Origin of the sequence: Microbacterium xanthum (genome assembly GCF_034531355.1) — a bacterium.
Classification (GTDB): Bacteria; Actinomycetota; Actinomycetes; order Actinomycetales; family Microbacteriaceae; genus Microbacterium; species Microbacterium xanthum.
Genome location: NZ_JAWHUE010000002.1, coordinates 93,399 through 119,805, shown reverse-complemented (window position 1 = coordinate 119,805; position 26,407 = coordinate 93,399). Strand labels below are relative to the sequence as shown.

The window sequence follows — 26,407 nt, the reverse complement described above, 5'->3', positions numbered from 1 at the left end:
GTGTCAGCATGATCCGCCGCCGCACGCTCCGACCCGCCCTCGCGGCGGCCCTCGTGGTGGCCGCCGCCGCGCTCGCCGCGTGCGCACCCGACCCGTCCGCATCCCCCGCGCCCACCGTCAGCGACAAGGGGATCTCAGGCCTGCCCTCCCCGGTCGAGACGATGACTCCCGACCCGAGCCCCACCGCCACTGCGGAAGCGGCCGCGGCCGTGCCGACGGATTGTCTCGACCTGGTCAGCGAAGACGTCCAGGCGCAGCTGTACGGCATCCCGCTGAACGATCCCGCCTTCGGACCCAGCGGGGTCCAGGCCGACGGTTCGCTCACGTGCATCTGGGCCGACCCGGCCTCGGACACCACGAGCCTGGTGACCACCATCGAGCGGATGTCGCGAGGGCCGGCCCTCGACCAGCTCAACGCGCTCGTGGCGGACGAGGGCTACACCTGCTACACGCCCGACGGCGGCACCCGCTGCGAGAAGACCTGGGAGAACCCCGACTACCCGGTCACCGACGGCCGCACCCTGTTCTGGCGCGCCGACCTGCTGATCGACACCCGCTACTCGAATCTCGCGCCCGCGGGGTACACCTCCTCGGTGATCGCCGCGATCTGGGACGAGTGAGTCAGCCCCACACCTGCGCGACGATCCGCGCGGCGTAGTCCTCGGGGTGCCACGCCGATTCCACCGTGACGAGCCACACCCCGTCGCGGATCGTGTGCGTCTCGATGTCCGCCCCCGACATGCGGGTGCACGTCAGCGACCCCTCACCCGTGTCACAGGAGAACCCCTGACCGCGCAGCGCGGCATCGGCGACGGTCACCGCATCCTCACCCACGGTGGACAGGCTCGTAGCGAGCGTTCCGTACTCCGACCGCCAGGAGCAGGTGACGGCCACCGCCGGTGACAGCACCTCGATGAGACCTTCGGCAGCCGTGGTCGGGTCATCGGTGCTCTGCACCAGAAGGGCATCCGGGCTCCAGACGACGTCGGCCCACAGATCGTTCGGATACAGGGCGCGGCAGTCGATGTCGGTGAAACCCTCGGCGGTGACGACATCGGCCGGCGGCGGCGTCGGATCAGCCTCGACGCTCTGGGCGCTGCCGAACCGCAGGGCATCGCCCACGAACCCGACCACGCCCGGGACCGACGGTGCGGCGAACCACCCCAGCGCGCCCACGACGACGAGGCAGATGAGCCCGATGGGCACGGCCAGCCACAGGCTCCTGCCGCCCGTTCGCGCCATCCGCGGTTCCCCTTTCGTCGCCGCCCTCCACCGTACGTCGAAACGAGGACGGGCCCCGGCATTGCCGGGGCCCGTCCTGTGCGACTCGTGGGAACGAGCGGCGAGCCGCTCCTCGACCCTGAGTCGATGTGGACTCAGTTGTAGTTTCCGCTGAAGTCGTCCGTGGAGAAGCTGTCGAAGTCGACGTAGCTCAGGTCGCTGTCGCTGTAGGCGCCGTCCGACGCGAAGATGCGGTTGGGGTACCGCTCGCTCTTCGCCTCCTCCGTCGCCTCGACCGTGACATTGCGGTACTTCGCCAGGCCGGTACCGGCCGGGATCAGCTTTCCGATGATCACGTTCTCCTTCAGGCCCACCAGCGGGTCGCTCTTGCCCTCCATCGCGGCCTGCGTCAGCACGCGCGTCGTCTCCTGGAACGACGCGGCCGACAGCCACGACTCGGTCGCCAGCGACGCCTTGGTGATCCCCATGAGCTCCGGGCGACCCGATGCGGGACGCTGGCCCTGGGTCACGGCCTCGCGGTTGATCTGCTGGTAGCGCTTGAAGTCGACCATCTCGCCGGGCAGCAGCGGGGTGTCGCCGTGGTCGACCACGGTGACCTTCCGCAGCATCTGACGGACGATGACCTCGATGTGCTTGTCGTGGATCGGCACACCCTGCGAGCGGTACACGCCCTGCACGCCGCCGACGAGGTACTTCTGCACCTCGCGGGCACCCTGCACGCGCATGATCTCCTTCGGGTCGAGCGTGCCGACCTGGAGGGGCTGACCGACGGTGACGTGCTGGCCGTCCTCGACCAGCAGCGTCGCACGCTTGAGCACGGGGTAGACGTGCGGCTCGTCGCCGTTGTCGGGCGTGAGGATGACCTTCTTGCTCTTCTCGGTCTCGTCGATCGTGATGCGTCCATCGGACTCGGCGATCGGCGAGGCACCCTTCGGGGTACGCGCCTCGAACAGCTCCTGCACGCGGGGCAGACCCTGCGTGATGTCATCCGCCGATGCCGAACCACCCGTGTGGAAGGTACGCATCGTCAGCTGGGTGCCGGGCTCACCGATCGACTGGGCAGCGATGATGCCGACGGCCTCACCGATGTCGACGAGCGAGCCGGTGGCCAACGACCGGCCATAGCACTGCGCGCAGACACCGACAGCCGAGTCGCAGGTCAGCACCGAGCGCACCTTGATGCTCTCGACACCGGCCTCGATCAGCTGGTTGATCTCCGGGTCACCGACATCCGAACCGGCCTCGAGGACGACCTCGCCCTTCCCGTCGACGGCGTCGACGGCGAGGGTGCGGGCGAACACCGAGTTCTCGACGTTCGGGTCGCGCACGAGCTGACCGTCCGAGCCGGGCGCCGCGATGACGAACTCGAGACCCTTGTTCGTGCCGCAGTCGTCCTCGCGGATGATGACATCCTGCGACACGTCCACGAGGCGACGGGTCAGGTAACCCGAGTCGGCGGTACGGAGGGCCGTGTCGGCCAGACCCTTACGGGCACCGTGCGTGGCGATGAAGTACTCCGCCACCGACAGCCCCTCGCGGTACGAGGAGATGATCGGACGCGGGATGATCTCACCCTTGGGGTTGTTCACCAGGCCGCGCATACCGGCGATGTTGCGGATCTGCAGCCAGTTACCACGGGCGCCCGAGGACACCATGCGGTTGATGGTGTTGGACTCCGGGAAGTGCGCGCGCATCGCCTTCTGCACCTCGTCGGTCGCCTCGGTCCAGATCTGGATGAGCTCCTGACGACGCTCGGCGTCGGTGATGAGACCCTTCTCGAACTGCGACTGCGCCTTGGCGGCCTGCTTCTCGTGCTTGGCGACGATCTCACGCTTCTCCGGAGGCGTGAGGATGTCGCTGAGCGCCACGGTCACACCCGAGCGGGTGGCCCAGTAGAAGCCGGCGTCCTTGATGCGGTCGAGGGTCTTGGCGACCTCCACCTTGGGGTACTCCTCGGCGAGCTTGTTCACGATCTGCGAGAGCTTGCCCTTGTCGGCCTGCTCGCGCACGAACGGGTAGCCCTTGGGCATGGCGTCGTTGAAGATCGCCTGGCCGAGGGACGCGTCCAGCAGCCCGTGCTGGTCGTAGCCCTCGGGCGCTTCGCCCTCGAGGAAGGTCAGCCCCGGCACCCGGATGCGGACCTTGGCCTGCAGGTCGAGGGTCCCCTCGTCCTTGGCCATGATCGCCTCGGCGACCGAGCCGAACACACGGCCCTCACCGGTGGCACCCTCGATGACCGTGGTCAGGTGGTGCAGACCGATGATCATGTCCTGCGAGGGCAGGGTCACCGGCCGGCCGTCCGACGGCTTGAGGATGTTGTTCGAGGCGAGCATCAGCACGCGGGCCTCGGCCTGGGCCTCGACCGACAGCGGCAGGTGGACGGCCATCTGGTCACCGTCGAAGTCGGCGTTGAACGCCGCGCACACGAGCGGGTGGAGCTGGATGGCCTTGCCCTCGACCAGCTGCGGCTCGAACGCCTGGATGCCCAAGCGGTGGAGCGTGGGGGCGCGGTTCAGCAGGACGGGACGCTCGCGGATGATCTCCTCGAGCACGTCCCACACCTCGGGGCGGTAACGCTCGACGGCGCGCTTGGCGGCCTTGATGTTCTGCGAGTGACCGAGGTCGATGAGGCGCTTGATCACGAACGGCTTGAACAGCTCGAGCGCCATCTGCTTCGGCAGACCGCACTGGTGCAGCTGCAGACGCGGACCCACGACGATGACCGAACGGCCCGAGTAGTCCACGCGCTTTCCGAGCAGGTTCTGACGGAACCGACCCTGCTTGCCCTTCAGCATGTCGCTGAGGGACTTCAGCGCACGGTTGCCGGTGCCGGTGACGGGGCGACCGCGGCGACCGTTGTCGAACAGCGCGTCGACGGCCTCCTGCAGCATCCGCTTCTCGTTGTTGACGATGATCTCGGGAGCACCGAGGTCGATCAGGCGACGCAGACGGTTGTTGCGGTTGATCACGCGGCGGTACAGGTCGTTCAGGTCGGAGGTCGCGAAACGGCCACCGTCGAGCTGGACCATCGGGCGCAGCTCCGGCGGGATCACCGGGACGACGTCGAGCACCATCGCGGCCGGGCTCATGCCCGTCTGCAGGAACGAGTTGACGACCTTCAGGCGCTTGATCGCGCGGATCTTGCGCTGGCCCTTGCCCTCGGCGATCTGCAGGTGCAGGCTCTCGGCCTCGGCGGCCAGGTCGAAGGTCGACAGGCGGCGCTGGATCGACTCCGCGCCCATGTGGGCCTCGAAGTACTGTCCGAACCGGTCCTGCAGCTCGTGGAAGATCTCGTCCTCGCCCTTCAGCGAGCCGACCTCCAGGTTGCGGAACTCATCCCACACGCGCTCGAGCTTGGCGATGGAGTCGTCCGCGTTCTTGCGGATCGAGGTCATCTCCTTCTCGGCGGCGTCCTTGGCCTTCTTCTTCTGATCGGCCTTGGCGCCCTCCTCCTCGAGCGTCGCGAGCTCCTCCTCCAGCTTCTGCAGGCGGGTCGCGATACGCGAGTCGCGGCGGTCGGCGAGGTTCTTCATCTCGAGCCGGAGGTTGTTCTCGTGCGTCGGGAGGTCGCGGTGACGCGCCTCCTCGTCGACCGAGATCACCATGTAGGCGGCGAAGTAGATGACCTTCTCGAGGTCCTTCGGCGCCATGTCCAGCAGGTACCCGAGGCGCGAGGGCACGCCCTTGAAGTACCAGATGTGGGTGACCGGGGCGGCCAGTTCGATGTGACCCATGCGCTCACGGCGCACGGAGGACTTGGTGACCTCCACGCCGCAGCGCTCGCAGACGATGCCCTTGAAGCGGACGCGCTTGTACTTGCCGCACGAGCACTCCCAGTCGCGGCTGGGTCCGAAGATCTGCTCACCGAACAGACCGTCCTTCTCCGGCTTCAGGGTGCGGTAGTTGATGGTCTCGGGCTTCTTGACCTCGCCGTAGGACCAACGACGGATGTCGTCGGCGGTGGCCAGACCGATGCGAAGCTCGTCAAAAGTTGTTGCGTCGAGCACTAGTTCTCCTGTGTCTCAGAAAATTTTTCGGCCTGGCTCAGATCTCGTCGATCGACGAGGACTCGAACCGGGTGGAGATGTTGATGCCGAGCTCCTCCGCCGCGCGGAAGGCGTCGTCGTCGGTGTCGCGGAGGTTGACCGCGGTGCCGTCGGCCGAGAGGACCTCGACGTTCAGGCAGAGCGACTGCATCTCCTTCATGAGCACCTTGAAGGACTCGGGGATGCCGGGCTCCTGGATGTTCTCGCCCTTGACGATCGACTCGTACACCTTGACGCGGCCGAGGATGTCGTCGGACTTGATCGTGAGGAGCTCCTGCAGCGCGTACGCGGCACCGTAGGCCTCGAGGGCCCACACCTCCATCTCACCGAAGCGCTGACCGCCGAACTGCGCCTTCCCACCGAGCGGCTGCTGGGTGATCATCGAGTACGGACCGGTCGAACGCGCGTGGATCTTGTCGTCGACGAGGTGGTGCAGCTTCAGGATGTACATGTAGCCGACCGAGATCGGGGCCGGGAACGGCTCCCCCGAACGACCGTCGAACAGCTGCGTCTTGCCGCTGGAGTCGATCATGCGGTCGCCGTCGCGGTTCGGGAGCGTCGAGTCGAGCAGACCGACCAGCTCCGACTCGAACGCACCGTCGAACACCGGGGTGGCGACCTTGGTACCGGGGGCGGCCTCGCGGGCCTGCTCTGGCAGCTTGGCGGCCCACTCGGGGGTGCCCTCGACCTTCCAGCCCTGCTTGGCGATCCATCCGAGGTGGAGCTCCAGCACCTGGCCGAAGTTCATTCGGCCCGGGATGCCGAGCGGGTTCAGGACGATGTCCACCGGCGTGCCGTCCGGCAGGAACGGCATGTCCTCGACGGGGAGGATCTTCGCGATGACGCCCTTGTTGCCGTGACGGCCGGCGAGCTTGTCACCCTCGGTGATCTTGCGCTTCTGGGCGATGTAGACCACGACGCGGCGGTTGACGCCCGAGCCCAGCTCGTCGTCGCCCTCCTCGGCGTCGAACTCCTTCACGGCGATGATCGTGCCCTGCTCGCCATGGGGCACCTTGAGGGAGGTGTCGCGGACTTCGCGGCTCTTCTCGTTGAAGATCGCACGCAGCAGGCGCTCCTCGGCGCTCAGCTCGGTCTCGCCCTTGGGCGTGACCTTGCCGACGAGGATGTCTCCGGGGCGAACCTCGGCGCCGATGCGGATGATGCCGCGCTCGTCCAGGTCCTTCAGCAGGTCCGGGCTGACGTTGGGGAGGTCACGGGTGATCTCCTCCTTGCCGAGCTTGGTGTCGCGGGCGTCGACCTCGTACTCCTCGATGTGGATCGACGAGAGGGTGTCCTCCTTGACCAGGTCCTGGCTCAGGATGATGGCGTCCTCGAAGTTGTGCCCCTCCCACGTCATGAACGCGACGAGGAGGTTCTTGCCGAGGGCGAGCTCGCCGTTCTCGGTCGCGGGACCGTCGGCGATGACCTCACCGGCCTCGATCCGCTCCCCCGCCGAAACGACGACGCGCTGGTTGTAGCTGGTGCCCTGGTTCGAGCGGTCGAACTTGCGCAGGTAGTAATCCTGCGTGCCGCCCTCGTCCAGCTGCACGGTCACGACGTCGGCCGAGACCTCCATGACCACACCGGACTTCTGCGCGGTGATGACGTCTCCGGCGTCGACGGCGGCGTAGCCTTCCATACCGGTACCGACCAGCGGCGAGTCGCTGCGCAGCAGCGGCACGGCCTGACGCTGCATGTTCGCACCCATGAGGGCGCGGTTGGCGTCGTCGTGCTCGAGGAACGGGATCAGCGAGGTCGCCACCGACACCATCTGACGCGGCGAGACGTCCATGTAGCCGATGTCCTCGGCCGGAACGAGCTCCACCTCGCCGCCCTTCGAACGGGCGAGCACGCGGGTCTCCTCGAAGTGGCCGTCGGCCTTGAGGGGCGCGTTGGCCTGGGCGACGATGAAGTCGTCCTCCTCGGCGGCGGTCAGGTACTGGATCTCGTCGGTGACGCGACCGTTCTCGACCTTGCGGTACGGCGTCTCGATGAAGCCGAACGCGTTGATGCGCGCGAACGACGCGAGCGAACCGATCAGACCGATGTTCGGGCCTTCCGGCGTCTCGATCGGGCACATGCGGCCGTAGTGCGAGGGGTGGACGTCGCGGACCTCGACGCCGGCGCGCTCACGCGACAGACCGCCGGGGCCCAGCGCCGACAGGCGGCGCTTGTGGGTCAGACCCGCGAGCGGGTTGTTCTGGTCCATGAACTGCGACAGCTGCGAGGTGCCGAAGAATTCCTTGATCGCCGCGACGACGGGGCGCACGTTGATCAGGGTCTGCGGGGTGATCGCCTCGATGTCCTGCGTGGTCATGCGCTCGCGGACGACGCGCTCCATGCGGGACAGACCGGTGCGGACCTGGTTCTGGATGAGCTCGCCGACGGCGCGGATACGACGGTTGCCGAAGTTGTCGATGTCATCGACGTCCATGCGGATCTCGGCTTCCTGCCCGGCACGCATGCCGGTGAAGGTGGTGTCGCCGCGGTGCAGACGGACCAGGTACTTGATCGTGGCGACGATGTCGTCGACGGTCAGCACCGAGTCGGTCAGTTCGCCCTCGAGTCCGAGCTTGCGGTTGATCTTGTAGCGACCCACCTTGGCGAGGTCGTAGCGCTTCGGGTTGAAGTAGAAGTTGTCCAGCAGCGCGCGGGCGGCCTCGGCGGCGACCTGCTCGCCCGGACGGAGCTTCCGGTAGATGTCGCGCAGCGCATCCTCCTTGGTGAGGATGGTGTCCTTCTCGAGGGTCTCCTCGATGGAGGTGAAGCCGGCGAATTCGTTGAGGATGTCTTCGCTGGTGAGGCCGAGGGCCTTGAGGAAGACGGTGACCGACTGCTTGCGCTTGCGGTCGATGCGCACGCCGACCTGGTCGCGCTTGTCGATCTCGAACTCGAGCCAGGCGCCGCGGCTCGGGATGACGCGGGCCGAGACGATGTCCTTGTCGCTGGTCTTGTCGGGCGTCTTGTCGAAGTAGACACCGGGCGAACGCACCAGCTGCGACACGACGACACGCTCGGTGCCGTTGATGATGAACGTGCCCTTGTCGGTCTGGAGCGGGAAGTCGCCCATGAAGACCGTCTGGGTCTTGATCTCACCGGTCTGGTGGTTCATGAACTCGGCTTCGACGTAGAGCGGGGCGGCATACGTCTTCCCGCGCTCCTTGCACTCTTCGATGGAGTACTTCTCGGGCTCGAGGTAGGGGTTCGTGAACGACAGCTGCATCGTCTCCGAGAGGTCCTCGATGGGGGAGATCTCCTCGAAGATCTCCTCCAGACCGCTCTGCAGGGCGACGTCGGTGCGTCCGGCGGCCTGCGCTTCGGCGAGGCGCTCACGCCACGCCTCGTTGCCGACGAGCCAGTCGAAGGACTCGGTCTGCAGCGCCAGCAGGTCCGGGACCGTCAGCGTGTCGGAGATTTTGGCGAACGAGAGACGGGAAGCTCCGCGTCCGTTCTTCAGGGTGGTGGTGGATGCGTTGCTCGCAGCAGCCAAGGGGATTACCTCCGTGGGCCCGGGCGGGGCCTGTTTCCTTGTCGTCAGGTGGAGTGCTCAGTCGTCCCCGAAGTCCATGAGCCGCACGCCGCTTCGTATCGCGCGATGAAGCGGGGGCACACCGACACCGCCGACCACCATATGAGGGCAGGGGGAATCCAAGCGCAAGGACCAACTATACGGGGCGCGACGCGCCATGTCCAGCCGATCCTTGACCCGACCCGCCTCGTGGGGTATAAATCGCGCGCCTCGTCCCCGCGACCCCGCGCGATCACGCGGGTTTCGCGTGCCGGAAACGCACTCTCGCGCCCGGGCGCGCCTGCGCGAGCGCGTCCAGCGACGCATCTGCCACCACCGCGATGACCGGGTACCCGCCGGTGACGGGCCCATCGGCGCAGAGCACCGTGGGGCGACCGCTCGGCGGCACCTGCATCGCGCCGACGACCATGCCCTCGCTCGCGAGCTCACCGTCGATGCGGCGCGGCAGCGCCGGCCCGTCCAACCGCATCCCCACCCGGTCCGCCTCGTCGCCGACGGTCCATTCCGCCTCGAACAGCGCCGCAACGGCGGCGTCGGTGAACCATTCGGCCCGCGCCCCCGGTGCGAGGAGGATCTCGAGATCGTCCGCGGGTGCGCCCCATGCGGCCGGCGGCGCCGCAGGGATGGGTGCCGCGGGATCCTCCCCGACCGGCACCCACGCGCCGGCGACCAGCCGATCGGGACCGAGACCGGCCAGCACGTCGGTGCTGCGCGAGCCGAGCACCTCGTCGACGTCGACGCCGCCCCGAAGCGCGAGCATCATCCGCGCCCCGTGCGTGGCCCAGTCGATGTGCAGTTCGCTCCCGGCGGGCCACTCATGCGCGAGGTAGGGGTCGACGGTGCGTCCGTCCAGCCGCACCGGCCCCCATGCGCCGGTCACCGCGAACCACAGCCGCTCCCCTGCCCGCGCACGGAAACCGCCCATCGTGATCTCGATCCCGGCCCGCCCCTCGGGGTTGCCGACGAGTCGGTTGCCGGTCCGCAGCGCGCCGCGGTCCATCGCGCCCGAACGCGCCACCCCGAGGGCGGCGCGGCCCGGTCGTCCGAGATCCTGCACCGTGGCGAGCAGACCGGCGTCGATGATCTCCAGTCCCCGCCCCCGCTCCGATTCACCGTGCACGAACTCAGGCTGGACGAGGGTCGGCGGCCGGATGGGACGGCGTGTCGCCTCCGGCGCCGCCTCCTGGCCTGAATTCGTGTCCGTTGCGGAGGCCGTTGCCGACGCCGTTGCCGACGCCGACGCCGACCGGGGGCGGAACCGGACGCGGGTTCCCGGTGCGAGCACGGCGGGATCGGTCGCATCCGGGTCGAACAGCGACGTATCGGTCCTGCCGATGAGACGCCATCCGCCGGGGGTCTCGCGGGGGTAGGCGCCGGTGAAGCCGGCTGCCAGGCCCACCGCGCCGGCCGGCACACGTGTCCGCGGCGCATCCAGGCGCGGCACGTCGAAGGCCCAGTCCTCACTCACGAGATACCCGAACCCCGGCGCGAAACCCGTGAAGGCGACCGTCCACACCGCACCGGAATGGCGGCGCACGAGCTCGTCGACCCCGATCGCCAGCAGGGCCGCCGTTTCGGCGAGGTCGGCGCCGTCGTACCGGATGTCCAGGATGACCTCCCCGGCCGCGGGCGACGCATCGAACGCGCGCCCGGTGACGCCGGCGATCCACTCGCGCGCGGCCGCGAGGGGAAGCACCGCGGGGTCGACGTGCACGAGCACCGTACGCGCAGCGGGGACCAGGTCGATCAGGCCGGCGGGCGCCGTCGCCTCGAGCGCGGAGTGGAGGGCGATCACGTCCGACAGCGTCGGCACCTCGACGAGGACCGCCCGCTCCCCCATCGGCAGAAGCCGCCGCCCCGCCCCCGCCGCCATCACCACGGCGCCCTCACCTCGACCCCGGCAGCATCCAGCGCTGCGCGCACCGCGCGGGCCATCGCCACCGCAGCGGGGGTGTCACCGTGCACGCACAGCGAGGCGGCGTCAGCGGCGACCATCGTGCCGTCCACCGCCGCGACGCGCCCCTCGACGGCCAGGAGGACCGCTCGGGACGCGACCGCATCCGCATCGGCCAGGAGCGCACCGTGCTCGCGCCGCGGCACGAGGCTCCCATCGGGGAGGTACCCGCGGTCGAGGAACGCCTCGCGCACGAAGGGGATCCCCGCCGCCTCGGCGGCGCGCTCCCCCTCCCCGCCGAGACCGAGCAGCGGCAGGTCGCGGCCGAGGTCATCGGCCAGGCGCCGGACGGAGGCGGCGACCACGCGCGCGGTCGCCGCGTCGGCGGACACCGCATGGTAGAGCGCGCCGTGGGGTTTGACATAGCGGATGTCGCCGCCGGCAGCCGCGAGCGCGTCCACCTGCCGGTCCAGCGTCTCGCGCAGCGCCGCGGCGGTCATCGTCATCGGCTCGCGGCCGAACCCCGCCGCATCCGGGTAGGAGGGGTGCGCCCCGACGGCCACGCCGTGCCGCGCCGCACGCGTCACCGATTCGCGCATCGAGCGGGCGTCGCCGGCGTGACCCCCGCACGCGACGCTGGCGCTGGTGACGATGGCGAACATGGCCTCATCGTCGGCGGTCGGCACGCCGTCGACGGTCTCGCCGAGGTCGGCGTTCAGATCGATGACCGGCATGGCCTCACGGTACCGGCGACCACCGCGTGTCGGCATCGGGCAAGCTGGGAGGATGGCCCGCACCCGCGATGAGCAGCCCGAACCACCGGTTCGCCTCGGCGACGGGTCCCTCGCCTCGGTCGAACCCTCGCCGTACACCTCGGGGTACGAACTCATCGTCGACGGGACTCCGCAGTCGCACGTCGACCTGGATGACCCCACCCACCTGCACTTCGAGTACATCGCACGGATGGCCGCGGTCATCGACCGGCTGAAGCTCCCCGGTCAGCCGGTGACGGCGGTGCACCTGGGCGCCGGAGCGCTCACCCTGCCGCGCTACGTCGAGGCGACCCGTCCGGGGTCCCGCCAGCAGGTCGTGGAACTCGAACCCGACCTCATCGCCCTCGTGCGCGAACGCCTGCCGCTGCCCCGCGGCGCGTCGATCCGGGTGCGGATCGGCGATGCGCGCGCCGCCCTCGACCGCTTCCCTGCCGGGCTGGTCGGGCAGGTCGACGTGCTCGTGGTCGACGTCTACGCCGGCGCACAGATCCCCGCACACCTGACCTCGGCGGAGTTCTACACCGCCGCCGCACGCCTGCTCGCCCCCGACGGCGTGCTGCTGGTGAACGTCGCCGACGGAGCGGGACTCGCCTTCGCGCGCCGTCAGGTCGCGACGGTGCGCGAGGTGCTGGCGAACGTGATCGTGCTCGCCGAGGTGCAGACCCTCAAGGGACGCCGATTCGGCAACCTCGTGATCGCCGCATCGGCCGCATCCCTGCCCACCGCGTGGCTTCCGCGGCTCATGGCCGCCGGACCGCACCCCGCGAAAGTCGCCGAGGGGCGTGAGATCGACGACTTCGTGCGCGGCGCACGCCCGACCACCGACGCCGACGCCGTGGCGTCCCCGAAACCCTCGTCCACTCTCTTCGAGCGCTGACCCCTCCGCCGCCGCACACTCGCGGGGCGGGATGCGGCGGGGCGGGATGCGACACATCGGCGTGCCCGCCCGGAACCGGCGTCCCCGGAGGGCACACTGAGGAGGCGAACCGCACGCGCGAAGGGAGTCGACGGTGAGCTACATCCACGGATACGACCCCGACACGCTGCGGGAGATCGTCGACCCGGCCCAGTGCAAGGAGCGGCTGGCAGAGATCGGCGAGCAGCGCAGCCTGGTCTCGATGCTCGAACGCGTGTGGCTGCTGAAGGTGCTCGGCGAGACCGGCGAAGCCCTCAGCCTCTCGGAGCAGGCTGTGCGCTTCGCCCGCATGGCCGGCACCCGCAAGGATCTGCTGCGCGCGCGCATCCTGCACGCCACGGTCGTCCAGGCCCGTGGGGCCTACGCGGCGGCGGAGCAGGAGCTGACCACCTGCGCGGAAGAGGCCGAGGGGCAGGGATGGTCCGCGATCGCCGCTTTCGCCCTGCAGCACCGCGGCAAGGTCAACTTCGACGCCGGCGAGTTCGAGGATGCCCGCCGCGACTTCAAGCGGACCCTGTTCCTGCGCCAGGAGTCGGGGGCTCCGGAGTCGCAACTGCAGACCGTCCTCCTGGCGATCGACCTCTGCGACCGGCGACGCGCACAGACCGCGGTGGCCAGCTGAGCGGCGCGGTCCCCGCGGATGGGTCCCGCCGAGTGTCGCCCGCCGCATCCGCCCCCTTCCGTGTCGTAGGTATGTTCTAGTTTTTCCCGCATGTCAGAACCGCATCGCATACGCCAGTGGGCGGAGGCCCTGATCACGGCCCACCTGGATCCGTCGTGGACGTTCGGCTTCGACAATGCCAAGCGCCGTGCCGGCCAGTGCGACTTCGCGCGCCGTCGCATCACCGTGTCGCGCTATCTCTCCGCCCGCTACGACGACGACACCAACCACCAGACTCTGCTGCACGAGGTCGCCCACGCCCTGGCGGGTGCGTCTGCCGGACACGGGCCGCAGTGGAAGGCGGTCGCCCGCGACCTCGGCTACGTCGGCGGCACGACGCATCACGGTGAGACCGCCACCGAGCTGGCACCCTGGGTGGGCGTGTGTCCGGCGGGACACGTCGCCTACCGACACCGGCGGGCGTCGCGTCCGACGTCCTGCGCGCGGTGCGCACCACGATTCGACGAGCGTCACCTGCTCGCCTGGACGCGGCGCGAGATCACTCCCGCGACGCGCCTGTCGGCACTGACGCCCCGCTGAGCGCCGGCGCGTACACGCGCGGGTCGTCACTGACGTCGAGCTCGGATGCGCGCAGGACCTCATCACGCCGCCCGTCGGCGATCAGCCGCTGACCGGTCCCCCCGGCTGTGAGCAGGTGCCGGACCGCGCGACCGAGTCCACGGTAGGACTCCGCCGCCGCCGCCGCCTCGGGCGAGGTGTGGTCGATGCCGCGGAGCCCGAGCGCGTCGATCACGGCGCCGGCTCCGAACTGATCCTCCACGGCGAATCGCTGGCCGGTGGCGGATTCCTCCCCGGCCGAGATGACCGAGACGCTGGTCCGGGCGCCCCGGAGGGCCTGCTCGTCCGCGACCGCGGCAGCCACCGCGGACGCATTGCGCAGGCCGCCGAGCAGGACGATCGCACCGGTCGCGTGGGCGGCATCGGCGATCGGCACCGCGTCGCCGAGGACCGACACGACCACGACGACGTCGGCGGGCGCGAGACGCGCGAGACCCGCGCTGCCCCACTCGTGGCGAATCTGATAGCGCTGCTGATCGAACGGCGTACTCACGCGCAGAAGCCTACGTCGCCGGGGTGGCCTCGCACGGCCGGCCCGTCACACGCCGAAACGCGACGGCGAGCGCCGGGACTCACCTGTCACCGGATGCCGGAATCGGGCATTCACCTGTCACCGGATGCCGGAATCGGGCCGGATCGCGACATCCATCGCCAACCGAAGCGAACTCCGACGGCGTCCGGGGCGGCGTGAGGCGCGGACCGGGACGGAGATCGGCGGATCTTGCGCCGGGAGCGTCGCACGGTGACACGATGGAGCATGCGCGTTCTGCTGAAGCTCGTGATCGACTGCGACCCCGACGCCGCGTGGCGCGCCCTGCACTCGCCGCGCGCCGTGGCGGAGTTGTACGGACCGATGGTCTCGATGGCCCCCGTCGTCCCGTCCGGACTGCCCTCCCGGTGGGAGGTCGGAGACGACGTCCCGGTGACCCTCGAGACCGGGCCCCTGCCGCTCGGCAGCCAGCTCATCCACGTCAGTCACCGCGAAGTGGAGGAGCCCGGCGGCACGGTGCGCATCTTCCGCGACAGCGGCATCCCGCTCACCGGGCCACTGGCGTCGCTGGATGTATGGGACCACCAGATGGCCGTCTCCCCCGCCCCCGGCGACCCGCATCGCACCCTCTGGCGGGACCGCCTGGTGTTCGACGGCCCGACCGCCGCGCTGATGTGGCCGATGATGTGGACGATCTGGCAGTGGCGCGGAGCGCGCATCCGATCCCTGGCCCCCACATGGGCGCACGACGGGGATCCCGAGCTCGACCCCGGAGCGGGCGGTGACTGACACCTACGCCGTGCGGCGCGCGCGGTCCGGCGACGCCGCGGCGATCGCGGCCGTGCACGTCACGTCGTGGCGCGAGGCCTACACCGGGCGCATCCCGGACGAGGTCCTGGACGGCATGGATGTCACATCACGGGCCGAGGTGTGGCGTCGCATCCTCGCGGGGGAAGTCGCCGGGGAGGCGGGCGAGGTCTGGGTCGCCGAGCTCGACGGCGATGTGATCGGGTTCGCCTCCGCAGGTCGCTGCCGCGACGACGATGCCGTTCCGGGTCGGCGTGAGCTCTACGCCATCTACGTCCTCGAGGCCGACTACGGCACGGGGGTGGCCGACATGCTGCTGGATGCCGCGATCGGCGATGCGGCCGCCTCCCTCTGGGTGCTCGAAGACAACCCGCGCGCCCGCGCCTTCTACCGTCGTCACGGGTTCACCCCGGACGGGGCCGCGAAGACGCCGTCGATCGACGGCGTGCCGATCCGCGAGGTCCGCCTCGTCCGGATCGGATCCGGCGCCTGAGCGCTCAGACGCCCGGTTCGCCGGAGATCAGGCCGCGGAGCCAGTCGCGCGCCTCGACGAACACCTCGTCGGAGTACCGCTCGGAGTACCGGACGATCGAACGGTCCGCGCGCGGGTAGGAGCCGAGGAAGATCACCTTCGGGCTGAACCGCCGCAGCCCCATCAGAGCGTCCGCCATCCGCTCGTCCTGGATGTGGCCGTCGGCGTCGATGACGAACCGGTACCGGCCGAGCGAGTCGCCGATCGGACGCGAGGCCAGCAGGGACAGGTTGATGCCGCGGGTGGCGAACTGCTCGAGCATCTCCAGCAGAGCACCCGGATGGTCATCGGGCAGCTCGACGATGAGGGAGGTCTTGTCGGCACCGGTTGCGGGCGGCGGTGCGACCGTGCGCCCCACCAGCACGAACCGGGTGACCGCGTTCTCGTTGTCGCCGATCTTCTCGGCGAGCAGATCGAGTTCGTGGTGGTCGAGGATCCCCGGAGGAGCGATCGCGGCATCCGCATCGCTCGTCCCCTCGAGGATGCCCAGCGCACTGGCGACGTTGCTCGCGGCCGGGATGTGCGCGTGCTCGGGCAGGGTCCGGCTGAGCCACTGCAGGCACTGCGCATAGGCCACGGGGTGGGCTGAGACGAGGGTGACCTCGTCGAGGCGGACACCCGGACGCGCGACGAGGACGAAATCGACGGGCACCAGGTATTCGCCGATGATGCGCAGCCCCGGGATCGTGGCGAGAGCGTCCTGCGCGGTCGAGACCCCTCCGTCGACGGAGTTCTCGATCGCGATCATCGCCGCGTGCGAGCTGCCCTCCACGACGTCGGCGAGCGCCTCACCGACGTTGTGGACCGACTTCCACCGCTGCCCGCGCGCCTCGGGGACCTGCGCCAGAGCGGCCTCCGTGAAGGTTCCGGCCGGCCCGAGGTAGCTGTATTGGCGAAGAGCGGGCACGGTTGCGGACTCGGGCATCACGGCGGCAAGCCTAGTCGCGAACGACGGGCTGCCCCCTCACGTTGTCCACAGCCGCGGCATCGCCCGCGGCAGCGGTACCGCGCACCGACCGCGGCAGCCTCCGCCGGGTTCGCGGCGGGATGGCCGTGATGAGCACCCCCATCACTAGCAGGGCACCGCCGCCGATCTCGGCGGGTGTCGGGATGTCGCCGAGCAGCAGGGCCGCCGCGACCATCGCCACCACGGGGGCCAGGAGAACCCACGGCACGACGGCGGCGGAGGGATTGCGCGCCAGGAGGCCGTTGAAGACGGCGTAGCCGACGAGTGTGCACAGTCCGGCCGTGTACAGGGTCGAGAGGGCCGCCGCGGGCCCGAACGCGGCCAGCCCCGCCGACACCGCCAAGGGCCCGTCGACGGCGACCGCCAGCACCAGGGCAGGAACGGGCACCACGGTGGCCGACCACACCGTCAGCGACAGCGCCCCCCACCGGCCCCGCCCCGTCACGATGCCGGCCCGGCGGGAGATCACGTTGCCGATCGCCCACGACAGAGCTGCCGCGAGCGCGAGAGCCACGGTGATCGCGGGCGCCTCGCCCCCGCGGCCTGCGGCGACGACGCCGAGACCGACCACCCCGAGGACGACGCCGGTCGCCTGCGAGGGTGTGGGTCGCTCGTGCAGGACGCCGGCGGCGATGACCACGGTGAACACCGCCTGGGCCTGCAGCAGCAGCGCGGCCAGCCCCGGCTGGAGGCCGAGGGCCATCGACGTGTAGAGGAGGCCGAACTGCCCGAGGCTCATGAACAGGCCCACCCCGACGATCGTCCTCCACGACGCCGCCGGTCGGGGCACGACGACGATGAAGAGAGCGACGACGGCGAAGCGGACAGCGACGAACAGCAGGGGTGGGATGCCGCCCATCCCCCCGTCAATGACGAGGAAGTTCAGTCCCCACGCCGCTGCGACCCCCGCCGCGAGGATCATGTCCCGTCTCGTCATGGCGTCAGTCCATCCCACAACGGTCATAAAGCACAAGCAATGGTTTCTTGGCTTGAATCAGTAGCATTGCTTCATGATCGACCTCGAAGCCGTCGAGTCCCTGCGCACCGTCGCCCGTGAGGGGAGCGTGGTCGCTGCGGCGGCCGCGCGCGGATTCACGCCCTCGGCCGTGTCGCAGCAGATCAAACGGCTCGAGCGCGAGACCGGCGTCGCTCTGCTCGAGCGGGTCGGCCGCGGCGTGGCGCTCACCGAGGCCGGCGCCCACCTGGTCGTCGGCTCGACTCCGATACTTGAAGAGCTCGAGCGGCTGCGCGCCGACCTCCGCGCGCATCCCGCCGAGGATGCCGAGCTCGCGGGAGACGTGCGCCTCGCCGCGTTCTCGACCGTCGTCCGCGGCTTGCTCGCACCCGTGCTCGTCGACCTCGCCGCCGCGCACCCGCGCCTGAACATCCTCACGCGCGAGAGCGAGCCGTGGGAGACCGTGGCCCTCGTCGCGTCCGGGCAGCGCGACCTCGGCATCGCCCACCAGTGGGGCGGCGTGGCCCTCTCGATCCCCGATCACCTCGTCGTGACACCCCTGTTCACCGATGTCGCCGACGTGGTGATGCGCCGCGATCACCCTCTCGCCGTGCGCGCCTCGCTGCGCCCGGAAGAACTCGCCGAGCAGCGGTGGGTCGCGACCTTCGACACGACCATCTGCCGCCAGTGGCTGCGACGGCTGTTCGACGGCGTTCGCAACGCGCCCCGCGTGGTGCACGAGTCGATGGAGTTCCAGAACCACCTCACTCTGGCCCGTACCGGGTCGGTCGTCGCGCTCGTGCCTCGACTCGGCCGCGGCCCCCTCGGTGCGGACCTCGTGGCCGTCCCCACCGAGCGCCCGGCCTCCACCCGCGACGTGGTGGCCGTGCACCGACGCTCACAGTCCGACGCACCCGCCCTCCGCGCCGTGCTCGCGGCCCTCACCGAGGCCGGCGCCGCCATCGACACGTGAGCACTCGCGGTCGAAGGACACCCGGAGGGTGGAAAAGCCGGTCGCTCGGGGCACAATGGGGTCCATGAGCACCCGCGCTGGAACCCCCGCCGAGGCATCCGACCTGATCGACATCGACGAGCTGCTGGCGGCGTACTACGACCGAAAGCCCGACGCCTCGATCCCCGCCCAGAGGGTCGCGTTCGGCACCAGCGGCCACCGCGGTTCGTCGCTGTCCACGAGCTTCAACGAGGACCACATCCTCGCGACCACCCAGGCGATCGTGGACTATCGCGCCGCCCAGGGCATCTCGGGTCCCCTGTTCCTCGGTCGCGACACCCACGGCCTGTCACTTCCGGCCGAGCGCACGGCCGTGGAGGTGCTGGTCGCCAACGGTGTGGATGTGCGGCGCGACTCCCGCGACTCGTGGGTCCCGACCCCCGCGCTCAGTCACGCGATCCTCACCTACAACGCCGGCCGCGACGCCGCGGACCCGGGGCGCGCGGACGGCATCGTCGTCACGCCCAGCCACAACCCGCCGCGCGACGGCGGGTTCAAGTACAACCCGCCGCACGGCGGCCCCGCCGACACCGACGCGACCGGGTGGATCGCCGACCGCGCCAACGCCCTGATCGCCGCGGGGCTGGAGGGCGTGAAGCGCACCCCGTTCAAGGATCTCGACGAGTCGACGATCGGCGAGTACGACTTCCGCGACGTCTACGTCCGCGACCTGGCCCACATCATCGATGTCGAAGCCATCCGTTCCGCCGGCGTGCGGATCGGCGCCGACCCGCTGGGTGGGGCGTCGGTGGACTACTGGGCGCTCATCGCCGAGGTCTACGGGCTCGACCTCACCGTGGTGAACCCCGACGTCGACCCCACCTGGCGCTTCATGACCTTGGACTGGGACGAGAAGATCCGGATGGATCCGTCCTCGCCCTCGGCGATGGCGTCTCTGGTCGCGCGCCGCGACGAGTACGACATCCTCACCGGCAACGACGCCGACGCCGACCGGCACGGCATCGTGACCCCGGACGCGGGGCTGATGAACCCCAACCACTACCTCGCGGTCGCGATCGACTACCTCTACGCGCACCGCCCGGACTGGCCGGCCGACGCCGCGGTGGGCAAGACCCTCGTGTCGTCGATGATCATCGACAGGGTCGCCGCAGCCCTCGGCCGCACGCTGCTGGAGGTGCCGGTCGGATTCAAATGGTTCGTCCCGGGCCTGCTCGACGGATCGGTCGCGTTCGGCGGCGAGGAGTCGGCGGGCGCGTCCTTCCTGCGCACGGACGGCTCGGTGTGGACCACGGACAAGGACGGCATCCTGCTGTGTCTGCTCGCCGCCGAGATCCTCGCGGTCACCGGGAAGACCCCCTCGCAGCGGTACGCCGAACTCGAAGCCGAGTACGGGGCGTCCGTCTACCAGCGCGTGGACGCTCCCGCGACGCCGGAGCAGAAGGCGGCACTCGGCAAGCTCGCGCCGGAGTCGGTCAGCGCAACGGAGCTCGCCGGCGAGCCGATCACCGCGAAGCTGTCCCACGCCCCCGGCAACGCCGCGGCGATCGGCGGATTGAAGGTGCAGACCGACGGCGCGTGGTTCGCCGCGCGCCCGTCCGGCACCGAGGACGTGTACAAGCTGTACGCCGAGTCCCTGCGCGGCGAGGAGCACCTGCGTCGGGTGCAGGAGGAGGCCCGCGCGGTCATCACCGCCGCACTCGGCGACGCCTGACGCCCGCACCGTCCCGCGGTCGGCGCGTGCCAGGTCGGCGACCGAGCCACCCCTTTGTGCCCGAGTCGCCCCTTTGCTCCGAGATGCAACGGGGCGACTCGGCGGTAAAGGGGTGGCTCGAGGTCAGCGGGAGGCGGCTGCGGCGACGGCGTTGTCGAGGCGGTCGGCGTCGACGCCCGGACGTTCGGCGCGGTTGGTGAGCAGAACGTAGGCCACGCCGAGCCGGGGGTGGATCCAGAACTCGGTCCCCGCCCAGCCTCCGTGCCCGTACACGTCGGTGTCGATGAGGCCCGGTGCGCGTGAGCGCAGGTTCCACGTGAAGCCCCAGTCCTGCCCGCGCTCCGCGGGGTACGGCTCCAGACGGGGGATGTCGCCGGTGAGCGGGCGTCGCATCATGGCGAGCGTGGCCGGCGCGATGATCTCGTCGCCCTCCCTCAGCAGCGCCGACCCGATCGCCAGAAGGTCGCTCGCACGTGCCATCGCGCCCGCGCCCGGATGCCGGAGGGCCGCGAAGGCGGACATGTCCACGCCTTTGGTCGACGCATCCGGGACGGCATGAGGATCGCACGAGGTGTCCAGGGTCACCCCGTCGGCTCCAGCCGCCGCCGTCCACGCGCCCAGCTGCGACTCCCACGACGAACCCGCGGCGTGTTCGAGGAGTGCCGCCACCCCGTCGAAGGCGACCGAGGAGTAGCGCGACATCGTCCCTGCGGCGAAGTCGCGTCCCGAGGCGAGAAGCGCCTCCCGGAGGGCGCCGCGGTGATCGAGGGCGGGTTCGGGGATGCCCGCGGTGTGCGAGACCAGGTGACGCAGCAGGACGGCATCGTCCCGGTCCCTCCCGAACGGCGGCAGGGCGTCGGTCAGCGGGGTCTGGGGCGTGACGAGACCGCGCTCGATCGCTCGGGCGGCCGTGAGGCCCACGAGCACCTTCGTGATCGACCACAGGAAGTAGTGGTCGTCGACGGTCGCGGGGCGACCCTCGGTGTGTCCGAACGCGTCCAGCGCCACGACGCCGGACCGGTCGGCGACGCCGAGCACGGCGGTGGGCAGCGCGCCCGCGTCGACCTGCTGCCGCGCCCAGTCGAAGGCGGCGGCGTACGTCTGTGTCATCGTGTCGCTTCCCGTTGGTCGGATGATCGCGCGTTCGTCGGAGGATATCGGCCGGATCCTCCGACATCGCGACGATTCTCCGACATCCTGTGATTCGCAGAACGTTTTTCTGGAAAGCGCCTACCATGGGGATGCCGGCCGCCGAGAGCCGGAGGACGCGAGGATGCGATGAAGCGCGTGGGGATCCGCGATGTCGCCGAACGGGCCGGGGTGTCCATCAGCACCGTCTCCAATGCCCTGAATCGCCCGGAGCGCGTGCGCGACGAGCTCGTGGCGCGGGTTCGCTCGGCCGCCGACGACCTCGGATACGTCCCCCTGCAGGCGGCGCAGCAGCTGCGCGCCGGACGCAGCGGGCTGCTCGGGATGACCGTGATCAACATCGCCAACCCGTTCTTCGCGGCCATGGTGTCGGGGGCAGAGGAGGCCGCCGCCGAATCCGGGTACCGGATCCTCGTCGGCAACGACGACGACGACGCCGACAAGGAGCGCGAGCACCTGCGACTGTTCGAGCGCGTTCAGGTGGAGGGGGTGCTGGTCTCGCCGTACGGGTCGCCGGACGAGTCCATCTCGATGCTGCGTGCGCGCGGCATCCCGGTGGTTCTGGTGGATGCGGTCGACGACGACGGCACCCTGTCGGCCGTGTCGTTCGACGACGTGGCCGGGGGCAGACTCTCCGCCGACCACCTGCTGCAGGCCGGTCGCCGCCGCCTCGCCTTCGTCGGGGCGCGCGAAGAGGTCCGTCAGGTGCGAGAACGCCTCGCCGGCGCCCGGGAGTCCGTGTCGGCGTATCCGGATGCGACGATCGATGTCATCTGGTCGGCTCGCACGACGGCGCAGCTGGGCCGCGAACTCGGCGAACGCATCGCGGCCGCCGCGCCTGACGAACGCCCGGACGGAATCGTGACCGCCAACGACCATCTCGCGTGCGGCATCGTCTTCGGGCTCATCGCCTCGGGCGTGCGCGTGCCCGAGGACATCGCGGTGGTCGGATACGACGACATCGAGTTCGCCTCGGTCGCCGCCGTTCCACTGACCTCGGTGCGCCAGCCGGCGCGGGACATGGGGCGAAGGGCCGCCGAACTGCTCATCGCCCGCATCACCGGCGACGAACCCGACGGCGCGAAGGTGATGTTCGAGCCGGAGCTGGTCGTGCGGGCGTCGACGGCCGGCGCGCACGTCACGGCAGTCTGAAGCGCCCGGGGATTTGCCACGCGGCCCGTTCGATCCTGGCCGCGTCGGGCCGGCCGGCGATGATATGGATGTGTCCGCCGGCGCCGTACGGCAGGATCTCCAGGCGGAGCTCCTCGAGACCGACGAGATCGGCCGCGGGGATGCGCCAGGGGCGGCCGTTCCACACCGCATCGGAGACGAGACGGTCGCCCGCCCACGCGCGGGCGAGGTCGCCGTGCCACTCGAGGACGAGTGCGCCGGCGTCGGGCACCTCGCCGAGCGAGACCCGGACCGCGGCTGCTCCCGTCCAGTCGGCGGGGATCGATGCGCGCCCGTTCGGCGCGGCGCGCGGCGCGGGAGGGGCGGCGGCCTCCCGCAGGGGCCGCACGGTCGCAGCGCGCCGTTCTGCTCGCACGGCTCCGGCGTGCATCCACCCCTCATCTTGCAGACACCAGACCTCGGTCGCGTCGTGGGAGACGACCCATCCGCCGTGCACGGCTCCGGAGGTGTGGACGAGGCGTCCCCGATCCACACTGAGCGCGAGTGCCGTGTCGGGCTCGACGACCAGTACACGCGAGGTGAGCGAGCCGTCCCGCACCAGCTCGTACACGTCGCCGAAGCGCAGTGCCACCTTCCCCCTCACCTCGGCGTCCTCGACGTCGAGCATCACGTCGATGCCGTCCGTCGCGGCGACCACGAGGAGGGGTGCCTGGCGCCAGGTCGTCTCGGTGACCGGCTGGGCGGTCAGCGTCCGGATGCAGGCGGCGCCCAGGGTCCAGCCGAAGGGCCACGCGAACACGGCGCCCCCGGGGATGTCCACCGCCGGGAAGCGCGCGGCACCATCGGGGAGCTCGATGTCGAAGACCACGCTCGCGTGGTCAGGCATGGCGGTATGCGCCTGGTGGTTCACGACGAAGACGAATCCGCGATTCCCGTCGGAGCGCACCGACCACCGCAGGGCGGTGTCGTCGCGGGTCGACCGGGACGCCGGGAAGGTGACGGGCATGTCGGCGAGTTCGCACCCCCACGACGCCAGGAGCGCATGCTGGCGTCGCAGTCGTGCCCAGGTCTCGCGGACCGCGCCGTCCACGGTCACGGCGGCGCCGAAGTCGTATCCGATCTCGATGAAGTCGTTCGGTTCGCCGAGCGCGTGCTGCTCCTGCAGTCCCCGCCGCGGATTCCGACCGTCGGCGTACATGTAGTACCCCTGCCACGAGCTGCCGGAGGCGAGCTTGGCCATGGCGAGTGCTTCGACATCGCGCGCGGACACCGCCGGTCGCCGGTGGTACGCGGAGACCATGCCGGCGCCCAGTTCGCACGTGAGATAGGGGAAGCGGTCCCGCACCCGGTCGGCCGCGCCGCGCGCATCCCCGCGATGGTCGGCACCGATCGAGTCGTCGTCGCGACGCGGCGTGATCTCGAAGTTGCTGAGGCTTCGGTCGTCGCGCACGTCGGAGGCTTCGACCCAGAAGGAGTCGGGATAGCCGCCGTAGGTCGGCACGAGCATGGGGGGCAGCTGCGCGCCTCCCCACCCCGTCGCAACCCAGAAGGGGGCGCAGATGCCGACCTCCTCGGCGATCGCGCGCAGCGTGGCGAGGTGCTCGGGACGGTCGTAGAGCTCGTTGTCGACCTGCACCGCGAACAGGTCGATGCCCTCGGTCTCGACGGCGATCCGCCGGTACCAGCGCCGGACCTCGTCGAGATACGCCGGGTCGTCCGTCCGGACGGCCGTTCCCCCGTCGACGAGCCAGTCGGGCAGGCCGCCGTACCTGGCTTCGGCGTGCGCGTAGGGCCCGATGCGGAGGACGATTCCGAGTCCGGCGTCGCGGGCGTGCTCGAGGAAGGCCCGCAGATCCCGTCCGTCGCAGAAGTCCGCCTGGCCCCGGACCGGCTCGTGGTGGTTCCACAGCACGTAGGTGGCCACGTGTGTGAGCCCACCGGCCGCCGCCGCGTGCAGGACGCGACTCCAGTCCGCGCGCGGGATCCGCGAGTAGTGGATCTCCCCGCTGCGCGGGAACACGGGCCGCGCATCGACGAGGACGGCGCGGTCGGTCATCCCGTGATCCGGGCCGATTCCGGCATCGAGGACGAGATCCGCGTCGGAGAGGGCGGGGACGGACGCGGTATGTCGCTGCGCAGGCATCTCCTCCATCGAACCAGAATCCGACCCGAGTGAGAAAACGCTTGCTGATCTTCCCGGAGCCGGCGGCCAACCGGCCGTGACGAGGATCCCGGAGCGCGCTAGCATGGAGACGATGACTCGGAAAACGCTTCCCGATCTGACGGACGCCATCGACGGCCGCCGTCCCGCGCGCTCGGTGATCCGGCTTCTGCTGCGCCGCCCGTGGCGCATGCTCATCGCCGTGCTCGCCTTCGCGCTGAAGGAGATCCCGCTGTGGTTCCTTCCCGTCATCACCGCGGCGATCATCGACATCGTCGCCGATGACGGCGACGTCAGCGCGGTGCTGTGGTGGTTCGCCCTCGCGGCCGTCCTGCTGATCCAGAACTACCCGAATCACATCCTCTACACCCGCCAGTTCATGACCGTCGTGCGCGACACCGGGGCGGATCTGCGCAACGCGCTCGCGCAGCGCCTGCAGAGCCTGTCGATCGGCTATCACTCCCGCGTCAGCTCGTCCATCGTGCAGACCAAGGTGGTGCGCGACGTCGAGAACGTCGAGCTGATGCTGCAGCAGGTGACGCACCCGCTGCTGTCGGCGACGATGGTGATGATCGGCGCCCTCGCGATGACCGCGGTCGCCGTCCCGCAGTTCCTCCCGGTCTACGCCCTCGCCGTCCCGATCGCGATCGGCATCCGCTACGGACTGCGGAAACGTTCGCGCACCCGCAACGAGCTCTTCCGCCGCGAGGTGGAAGTGCTTTCGGCGCGCGTCGGCGAGATGGCCTCCCTGATCCCGGTCACACGTGCCCACGGCCTCGAGCGCACCGCCGTGACCCGAGTCGCCACCGGTGCTGACGGCGTGCGACGCGCCGGACTGAACCTCGACATCCTCAACGGGCACGTCGCATCGATCTCCTGGGTCGCGATGCAACTGCTGGGGGTGGGGTGCCTGGTGCTGGCCGCCGTCTTCGCGCTGACCGGGATCCTGCCCATCACCCCGGGCGAGGTCGTCCTGCTGTCGACGTACTTCACCCTGCTGACCCAGGGGCTCACCCAGCTGCTCATGCTGATCCCCGTCGGCGCCCGCGGCCTGGAATCCGTTCGTTCGATCGCCGAAGTGACCCAGGAGCCGGACCTGGAGTTGAACGAGGGCAAGCGCGCGGTCGAGTCGGTTCAGGGCGACATCACCCTGTCGGCGGTCAGCCACCGGTACCCCGGAGCCGACGAAGACTCGCTGCACGACATCGATCTGCAGATCCCGTCCGGCCAGACGGTCGCCTTCGTAGGGTCCAGCGGATCCGGCAAGTCGACGATGCTGAACCTCGTTCTGGGATTCCTCCGCCCCACCGGCGGTCGCATCCTGCTCGACGGCGTCGACATGCAGGAACTGGACCTGCGCACCGCCCGACGCTTCGTCTCCGTCGTCCCGCAGGAGTCGGTCCTGTTCGAGGGCAGCATCCGGGAGAACATCGCCTACGGGCTGGAGGACGTCTCCGACGAGCGGATCCACCAGGCCCTCGCCGACGCGAACGCGCTGGAGTTCGTCAACGCGCAGCCCCAGGGCCTGGACACGCTGGTCGGCGAGCGCGGCGCGCGCTTGTCCGGGGGTCAACGGCAACGGCTCGCCATCGCCCGCGCCCTCATCCGCGACCCGCGCATCCTCCTCCTGGACGAAGCGACCAGTGCGCTGGACCCCGAGTCCGAGCAGCTCGTCAAGGAGGCCCTGCAACGCCTGATGGCGGGGCGCACGACCCTCGTCGTCGCCCACCGGCTCTCGACGATCCGCCGAGCGGATCGGATCGTCGTCCTCGAGCACGGCCGCATCGTCGAGCAGGGGAGCCACCGCGACCTGCTCGATCTGGAAGGTCGCTACGCCGACCTGCACCTGACACAGGCCGGATCGGCCTGATCGACCACCGACTCGAGGAGG

20 protein-coding genes are annotated in these 26,407 nt (G+C 70.2%); 10 read left to right on the top strand and 10 right to left on the bottom strand.

The features are described 5' to 3' along the window. The first annotated feature begins 8 nt into the window (after nucleotides 1–8). Nucleotides 9–620, top strand: coding sequence for a hypothetical protein (locus RZO50_RS06225; protein WP_322598858.1), 612 nt, complete (start codon nucleotides 9–11; stop codon nucleotides 618–620). Nucleotide 621: 1 nt separating this feature from the next. Here the strand turns inward: RZO50_RS06225 and RZO50_RS06220 are convergent, their stop codons facing one another. The 5 genes from RZO50_RS06220 to RZO50_RS06200 all read right to left on the bottom strand — a co-directional run bounded on the left by RZO50_RS06220 (nucleotide 622) and on the right by RZO50_RS06200 (nucleotide 11,445). Continuing rightward, nucleotides 622–1,242, bottom strand: coding sequence for a hypothetical protein (locus RZO50_RS06220; protein WP_322598857.1), 621 nt, complete (start codon nucleotides 1,240–1,242; stop codon nucleotides 622–624). 134 nt (nucleotides 1,243–1,376) lie between these two features. After that, nucleotides 1,377–5,249, bottom strand: coding sequence for a DNA-directed RNA polymerase subunit beta' (gene rpoC, locus RZO50_RS06215; protein ID WP_322598856.1), 3,873 nt, complete (start codon nucleotides 5,247–5,249; stop codon nucleotides 1,377–1,379). 37 nt (nucleotides 5,250–5,286) lie between these two features. Continuing rightward, the gene (gene rpoB / locus RZO50_RS06210) at nucleotides 5,287–8,778 is read right to left on the bottom strand and encodes a DNA-directed RNA polymerase subunit beta (RefSeq protein WP_322598855.1); all 3,492 of its coding nucleotides are present in this window, start codon (nucleotides 8,776–8,778) and stop codon (nucleotides 5,287–5,289) included. 271 nt (nucleotides 8,779–9,049) lie between these two features. Then, nucleotides 9,050–10,690: a 5-oxoprolinase subunit B/C family protein gene (locus RZO50_RS06205; protein WP_322599562.1), complete on the bottom strand. Its 1,641-nt coding sequence runs from the start codon at nucleotides 10,688–10,690 to the stop codon at nucleotides 9,050–9,052. Further along, nucleotides 10,690–11,445 carry a 5-oxoprolinase subunit PxpA gene (locus RZO50_RS06200; RefSeq protein WP_322598854.1) on the bottom strand — a complete coding sequence of 252 codons (756 nt, stop codon included), beginning with the start codon at nucleotides 11,443–11,445 and terminating at the stop codon, nucleotides 10,690–10,692. The genes RZO50_RS06205 and RZO50_RS06200 overlap by 1 nt, the downstream gene beginning before the upstream one ends. A 52-nt stretch (nucleotides 11,446–11,497) precedes the next feature. Between RZO50_RS06200 and RZO50_RS06195 the strand changes: the two genes are divergently transcribed. The 3 genes from RZO50_RS06195 to RZO50_RS06185 all read left to right on the top strand — a co-directional run bounded on the left by RZO50_RS06195 (nucleotide 11,498) and on the right by RZO50_RS06185 (nucleotide 13,601). After that, complete coding sequence (locus RZO50_RS06195) at nucleotides 11,498–12,361, top strand: spermidine synthase (RefSeq protein ID WP_322598853.1); 864 nt, start codon at nucleotides 11,498–11,500, stop codon at nucleotides 12,359–12,361. Nucleotides 12,362–12,494: 133 nt separating this feature from the next. Further along, entirely contained in the window at nucleotides 12,495–13,022 is a 528-nt protein-coding gene (locus RZO50_RS06190) for a hypothetical protein (protein ID WP_322598852.1), read from the top strand. Between the two features lie 90 nt (nucleotides 13,023–13,112). Continuing rightward, on the top strand, nucleotides 13,113–13,601 hold the full coding sequence (locus RZO50_RS06185) for a SprT-like domain-containing protein (protein ID WP_322598851.1): 489 nt from the start codon (nucleotides 13,113–13,115) through the stop codon (nucleotides 13,599–13,601). Here the strand turns inward: RZO50_RS06185 and RZO50_RS06180 are convergent. Next, nucleotides 13,561–14,133, bottom strand: a complete 573-nt coding sequence (locus RZO50_RS06180; RefSeq protein ID WP_322598850.1) for a 2-phosphosulfolactate phosphatase — start codon at nucleotides 14,131–14,133, stop codon at nucleotides 13,561–13,563. The two genes, RZO50_RS06185 and RZO50_RS06180, sit on opposite strands and share 41 nt — an antisense overlap. A 249-nt stretch (nucleotides 14,134–14,382) precedes the next feature. Here RZO50_RS06180 and RZO50_RS06175 point away from each other — a divergent pair, with 249 nt between their 5' ends. Continuing rightward, entirely contained in the window at nucleotides 14,383–14,919 is a 537-nt protein-coding gene (locus RZO50_RS06175) for a hypothetical protein (protein WP_322598849.1), read from the top strand. Further along, entirely contained in the window at nucleotides 14,912–15,430 is a 519-nt protein-coding gene (locus RZO50_RS06170; protein WP_322598848.1) for a GNAT family N-acetyltransferase, read from the top strand. The genes RZO50_RS06175 and RZO50_RS06170 overlap by 8 nt, the downstream gene beginning before the upstream one ends. 4 nt (nucleotides 15,431–15,434) lie before the next feature. On the opposite strand, the gene pheA is transcribed toward RZO50_RS06170, so the two are convergent. Further along, nucleotides 15,435–16,394, bottom strand: coding sequence for a prephenate dehydratase (gene pheA / locus RZO50_RS06165; RefSeq protein WP_322598847.1), 960 nt, complete (start codon nucleotides 16,392–16,394; stop codon nucleotides 15,435–15,437). Nucleotides 16,395–16,407: 13 nt separating this feature from the next. Continuing rightward, nucleotides 16,408–17,373 (bottom strand): EamA family transporter, encoded by a 966-nt coding sequence (locus RZO50_RS06160; protein ID WP_322598846.1) that lies wholly within the window; start codon nucleotides 17,371–17,373, stop codon nucleotides 16,408–16,410. Nucleotides 17,374–17,446: 73 nt separating this feature from the next. Between RZO50_RS06160 and RZO50_RS06155 the strand changes: the two genes are divergently transcribed. Further along, nucleotides 17,447–18,364 (top strand): LysR family transcriptional regulator, encoded by a 918-nt coding sequence (locus RZO50_RS06155; protein ID WP_322598845.1) that lies wholly within the window; start codon nucleotides 17,447–17,449, stop codon nucleotides 18,362–18,364. 64 nt (nucleotides 18,365–18,428) lie between these two features. Further along, complete coding sequence (gene pgm, locus RZO50_RS06150; protein WP_322598844.1) at nucleotides 18,429–20,075, top strand: phosphoglucomutase (alpha-D-glucose-1,6-bisphosphate-dependent); 1,647 nt, start codon at nucleotides 18,429–18,431, stop codon at nucleotides 20,073–20,075. Between the two features lie 123 nt (nucleotides 20,076–20,198). On the opposite strand, the gene RZO50_RS06145 is transcribed toward pgm, so the two are convergent. Continuing rightward, on the bottom strand, nucleotides 20,199–21,185 hold the full coding sequence (locus tag RZO50_RS06145; RefSeq protein ID WP_322598843.1) for a serine hydrolase domain-containing protein: 987 nt from the start codon (nucleotides 21,183–21,185) through the stop codon (nucleotides 20,199–20,201). Nucleotides 21,186–21,353: 168 nt separating this feature from the next. Here RZO50_RS06145 and RZO50_RS06140 point away from each other — a divergent pair, with 168 nt between their 5' ends. Then, nucleotides 21,354–22,376: a LacI family DNA-binding transcriptional regulator gene (locus RZO50_RS06140; RefSeq protein ID WP_322598842.1), complete on the top strand. Its 1,023-nt coding sequence runs from the start codon at nucleotides 21,354–21,356 to the stop codon at nucleotides 22,374–22,376. On the opposite strand, the gene RZO50_RS06135 is transcribed toward RZO50_RS06140, so the two are convergent. Further along, complete coding sequence (locus RZO50_RS06135) at nucleotides 22,363–24,507, bottom strand: beta-galactosidase (RefSeq protein ID WP_322598841.1); 2,145 nt, start codon at nucleotides 24,505–24,507, stop codon at nucleotides 22,363–22,365. The two genes, RZO50_RS06140 and RZO50_RS06135, sit on opposite strands and share 14 nt — an antisense overlap. A 103-nt stretch (nucleotides 24,508–24,610) precedes the next feature. On the opposite strand from RZO50_RS06135, the gene RZO50_RS06130 reads away from it, so the two are divergent. Continuing rightward, complete coding sequence (locus RZO50_RS06130) at nucleotides 24,611–26,386, top strand: ABC transporter ATP-binding protein (protein ID WP_322598840.1); 1,776 nt, start codon at nucleotides 24,611–24,613, stop codon at nucleotides 26,384–26,386. The last annotated feature ends 21 nt before the right edge of the window (nucleotides 26,387–26,407 follow it).

Coding starts and splice junctions, on each gene's coding strand:
- RZO50_RS06225 (WP_322598858.1), top strand. CDS start 9: ATGATCCGCCGCCGCACGCTCCGACCCGCCCTCGCGGCGGCCCTCGTG.
- RZO50_RS06220 (WP_322598857.1), bottom strand. CDS start 1,242: ATGGCGCGAACGGGCGGCAGGAGCCTGTGGCTGGCCGTGCCCATCGGG.
- RZO50_RS06205 (WP_322599562.1), bottom strand. CDS start 10,690: ATGGCGGCGGGGGCGGGGCGGCGGCTTCTGCCGATGGGGGAGCGGGCG.
- RZO50_RS06200 (WP_322598854.1), bottom strand. CDS start 11,445: ATGCCGGTCATCGATCTGAACGCCGACCTCGGCGAGACCGTCGACGGC.
- RZO50_RS06195 (WP_322598853.1), top strand. CDS start 11,498: ATGGCCCGCACCCGCGATGAGCAGCCCGAACCACCGGTTCGCCTCGGC.
- RZO50_RS06185 (WP_322598851.1), top strand. CDS start 13,113: ATGTCAGAACCGCATCGCATACGCCAGTGGGCGGAGGCCCTGATCACG.
- pheA (WP_322598847.1), bottom strand. CDS start 16,394: ATGCCCGAGTCCGCAACCGTGCCCGCTCTTCGCCAATACAGCTACCTC.
- RZO50_RS06160 (WP_322598846.1), bottom strand. CDS start 17,373: ATGACGAGACGGGACATGATCCTCGCGGCGGGGGTCGCAGCGGCGTGG.
- RZO50_RS06155 (WP_322598845.1), top strand. CDS start 17,447: ATGATCGACCTCGAAGCCGTCGAGTCCCTGCGCACCGTCGCCCGTGAG.
- pgm (WP_322598844.1), top strand. CDS start 18,429: ATGAGCACCCGCGCTGGAACCCCCGCCGAGGCATCCGACCTGATCGAC.
- RZO50_RS06145 (WP_322598843.1), bottom strand. CDS start 21,185: ATGACACAGACGTACGCCGCCGCCTTCGACTGGGCGCGGCAGCAGGTC.
- RZO50_RS06140 (WP_322598842.1), top strand. CDS start 21,354: ATGAAGCGCGTGGGGATCCGCGATGTCGCCGAACGGGCCGGGGTGTCC.
- RZO50_RS06135 (WP_322598841.1), bottom strand. CDS start 24,507: ATGGAGGAGATGCCTGCGCAGCGACATACCGCGTCCGTCCCCGCCCTC.
- RZO50_RS06130 (WP_322598840.1), top strand. CDS start 24,611: ATGACTCGGAAAACGCTTCCCGATCTGACGGACGCCATCGACGGCCGC.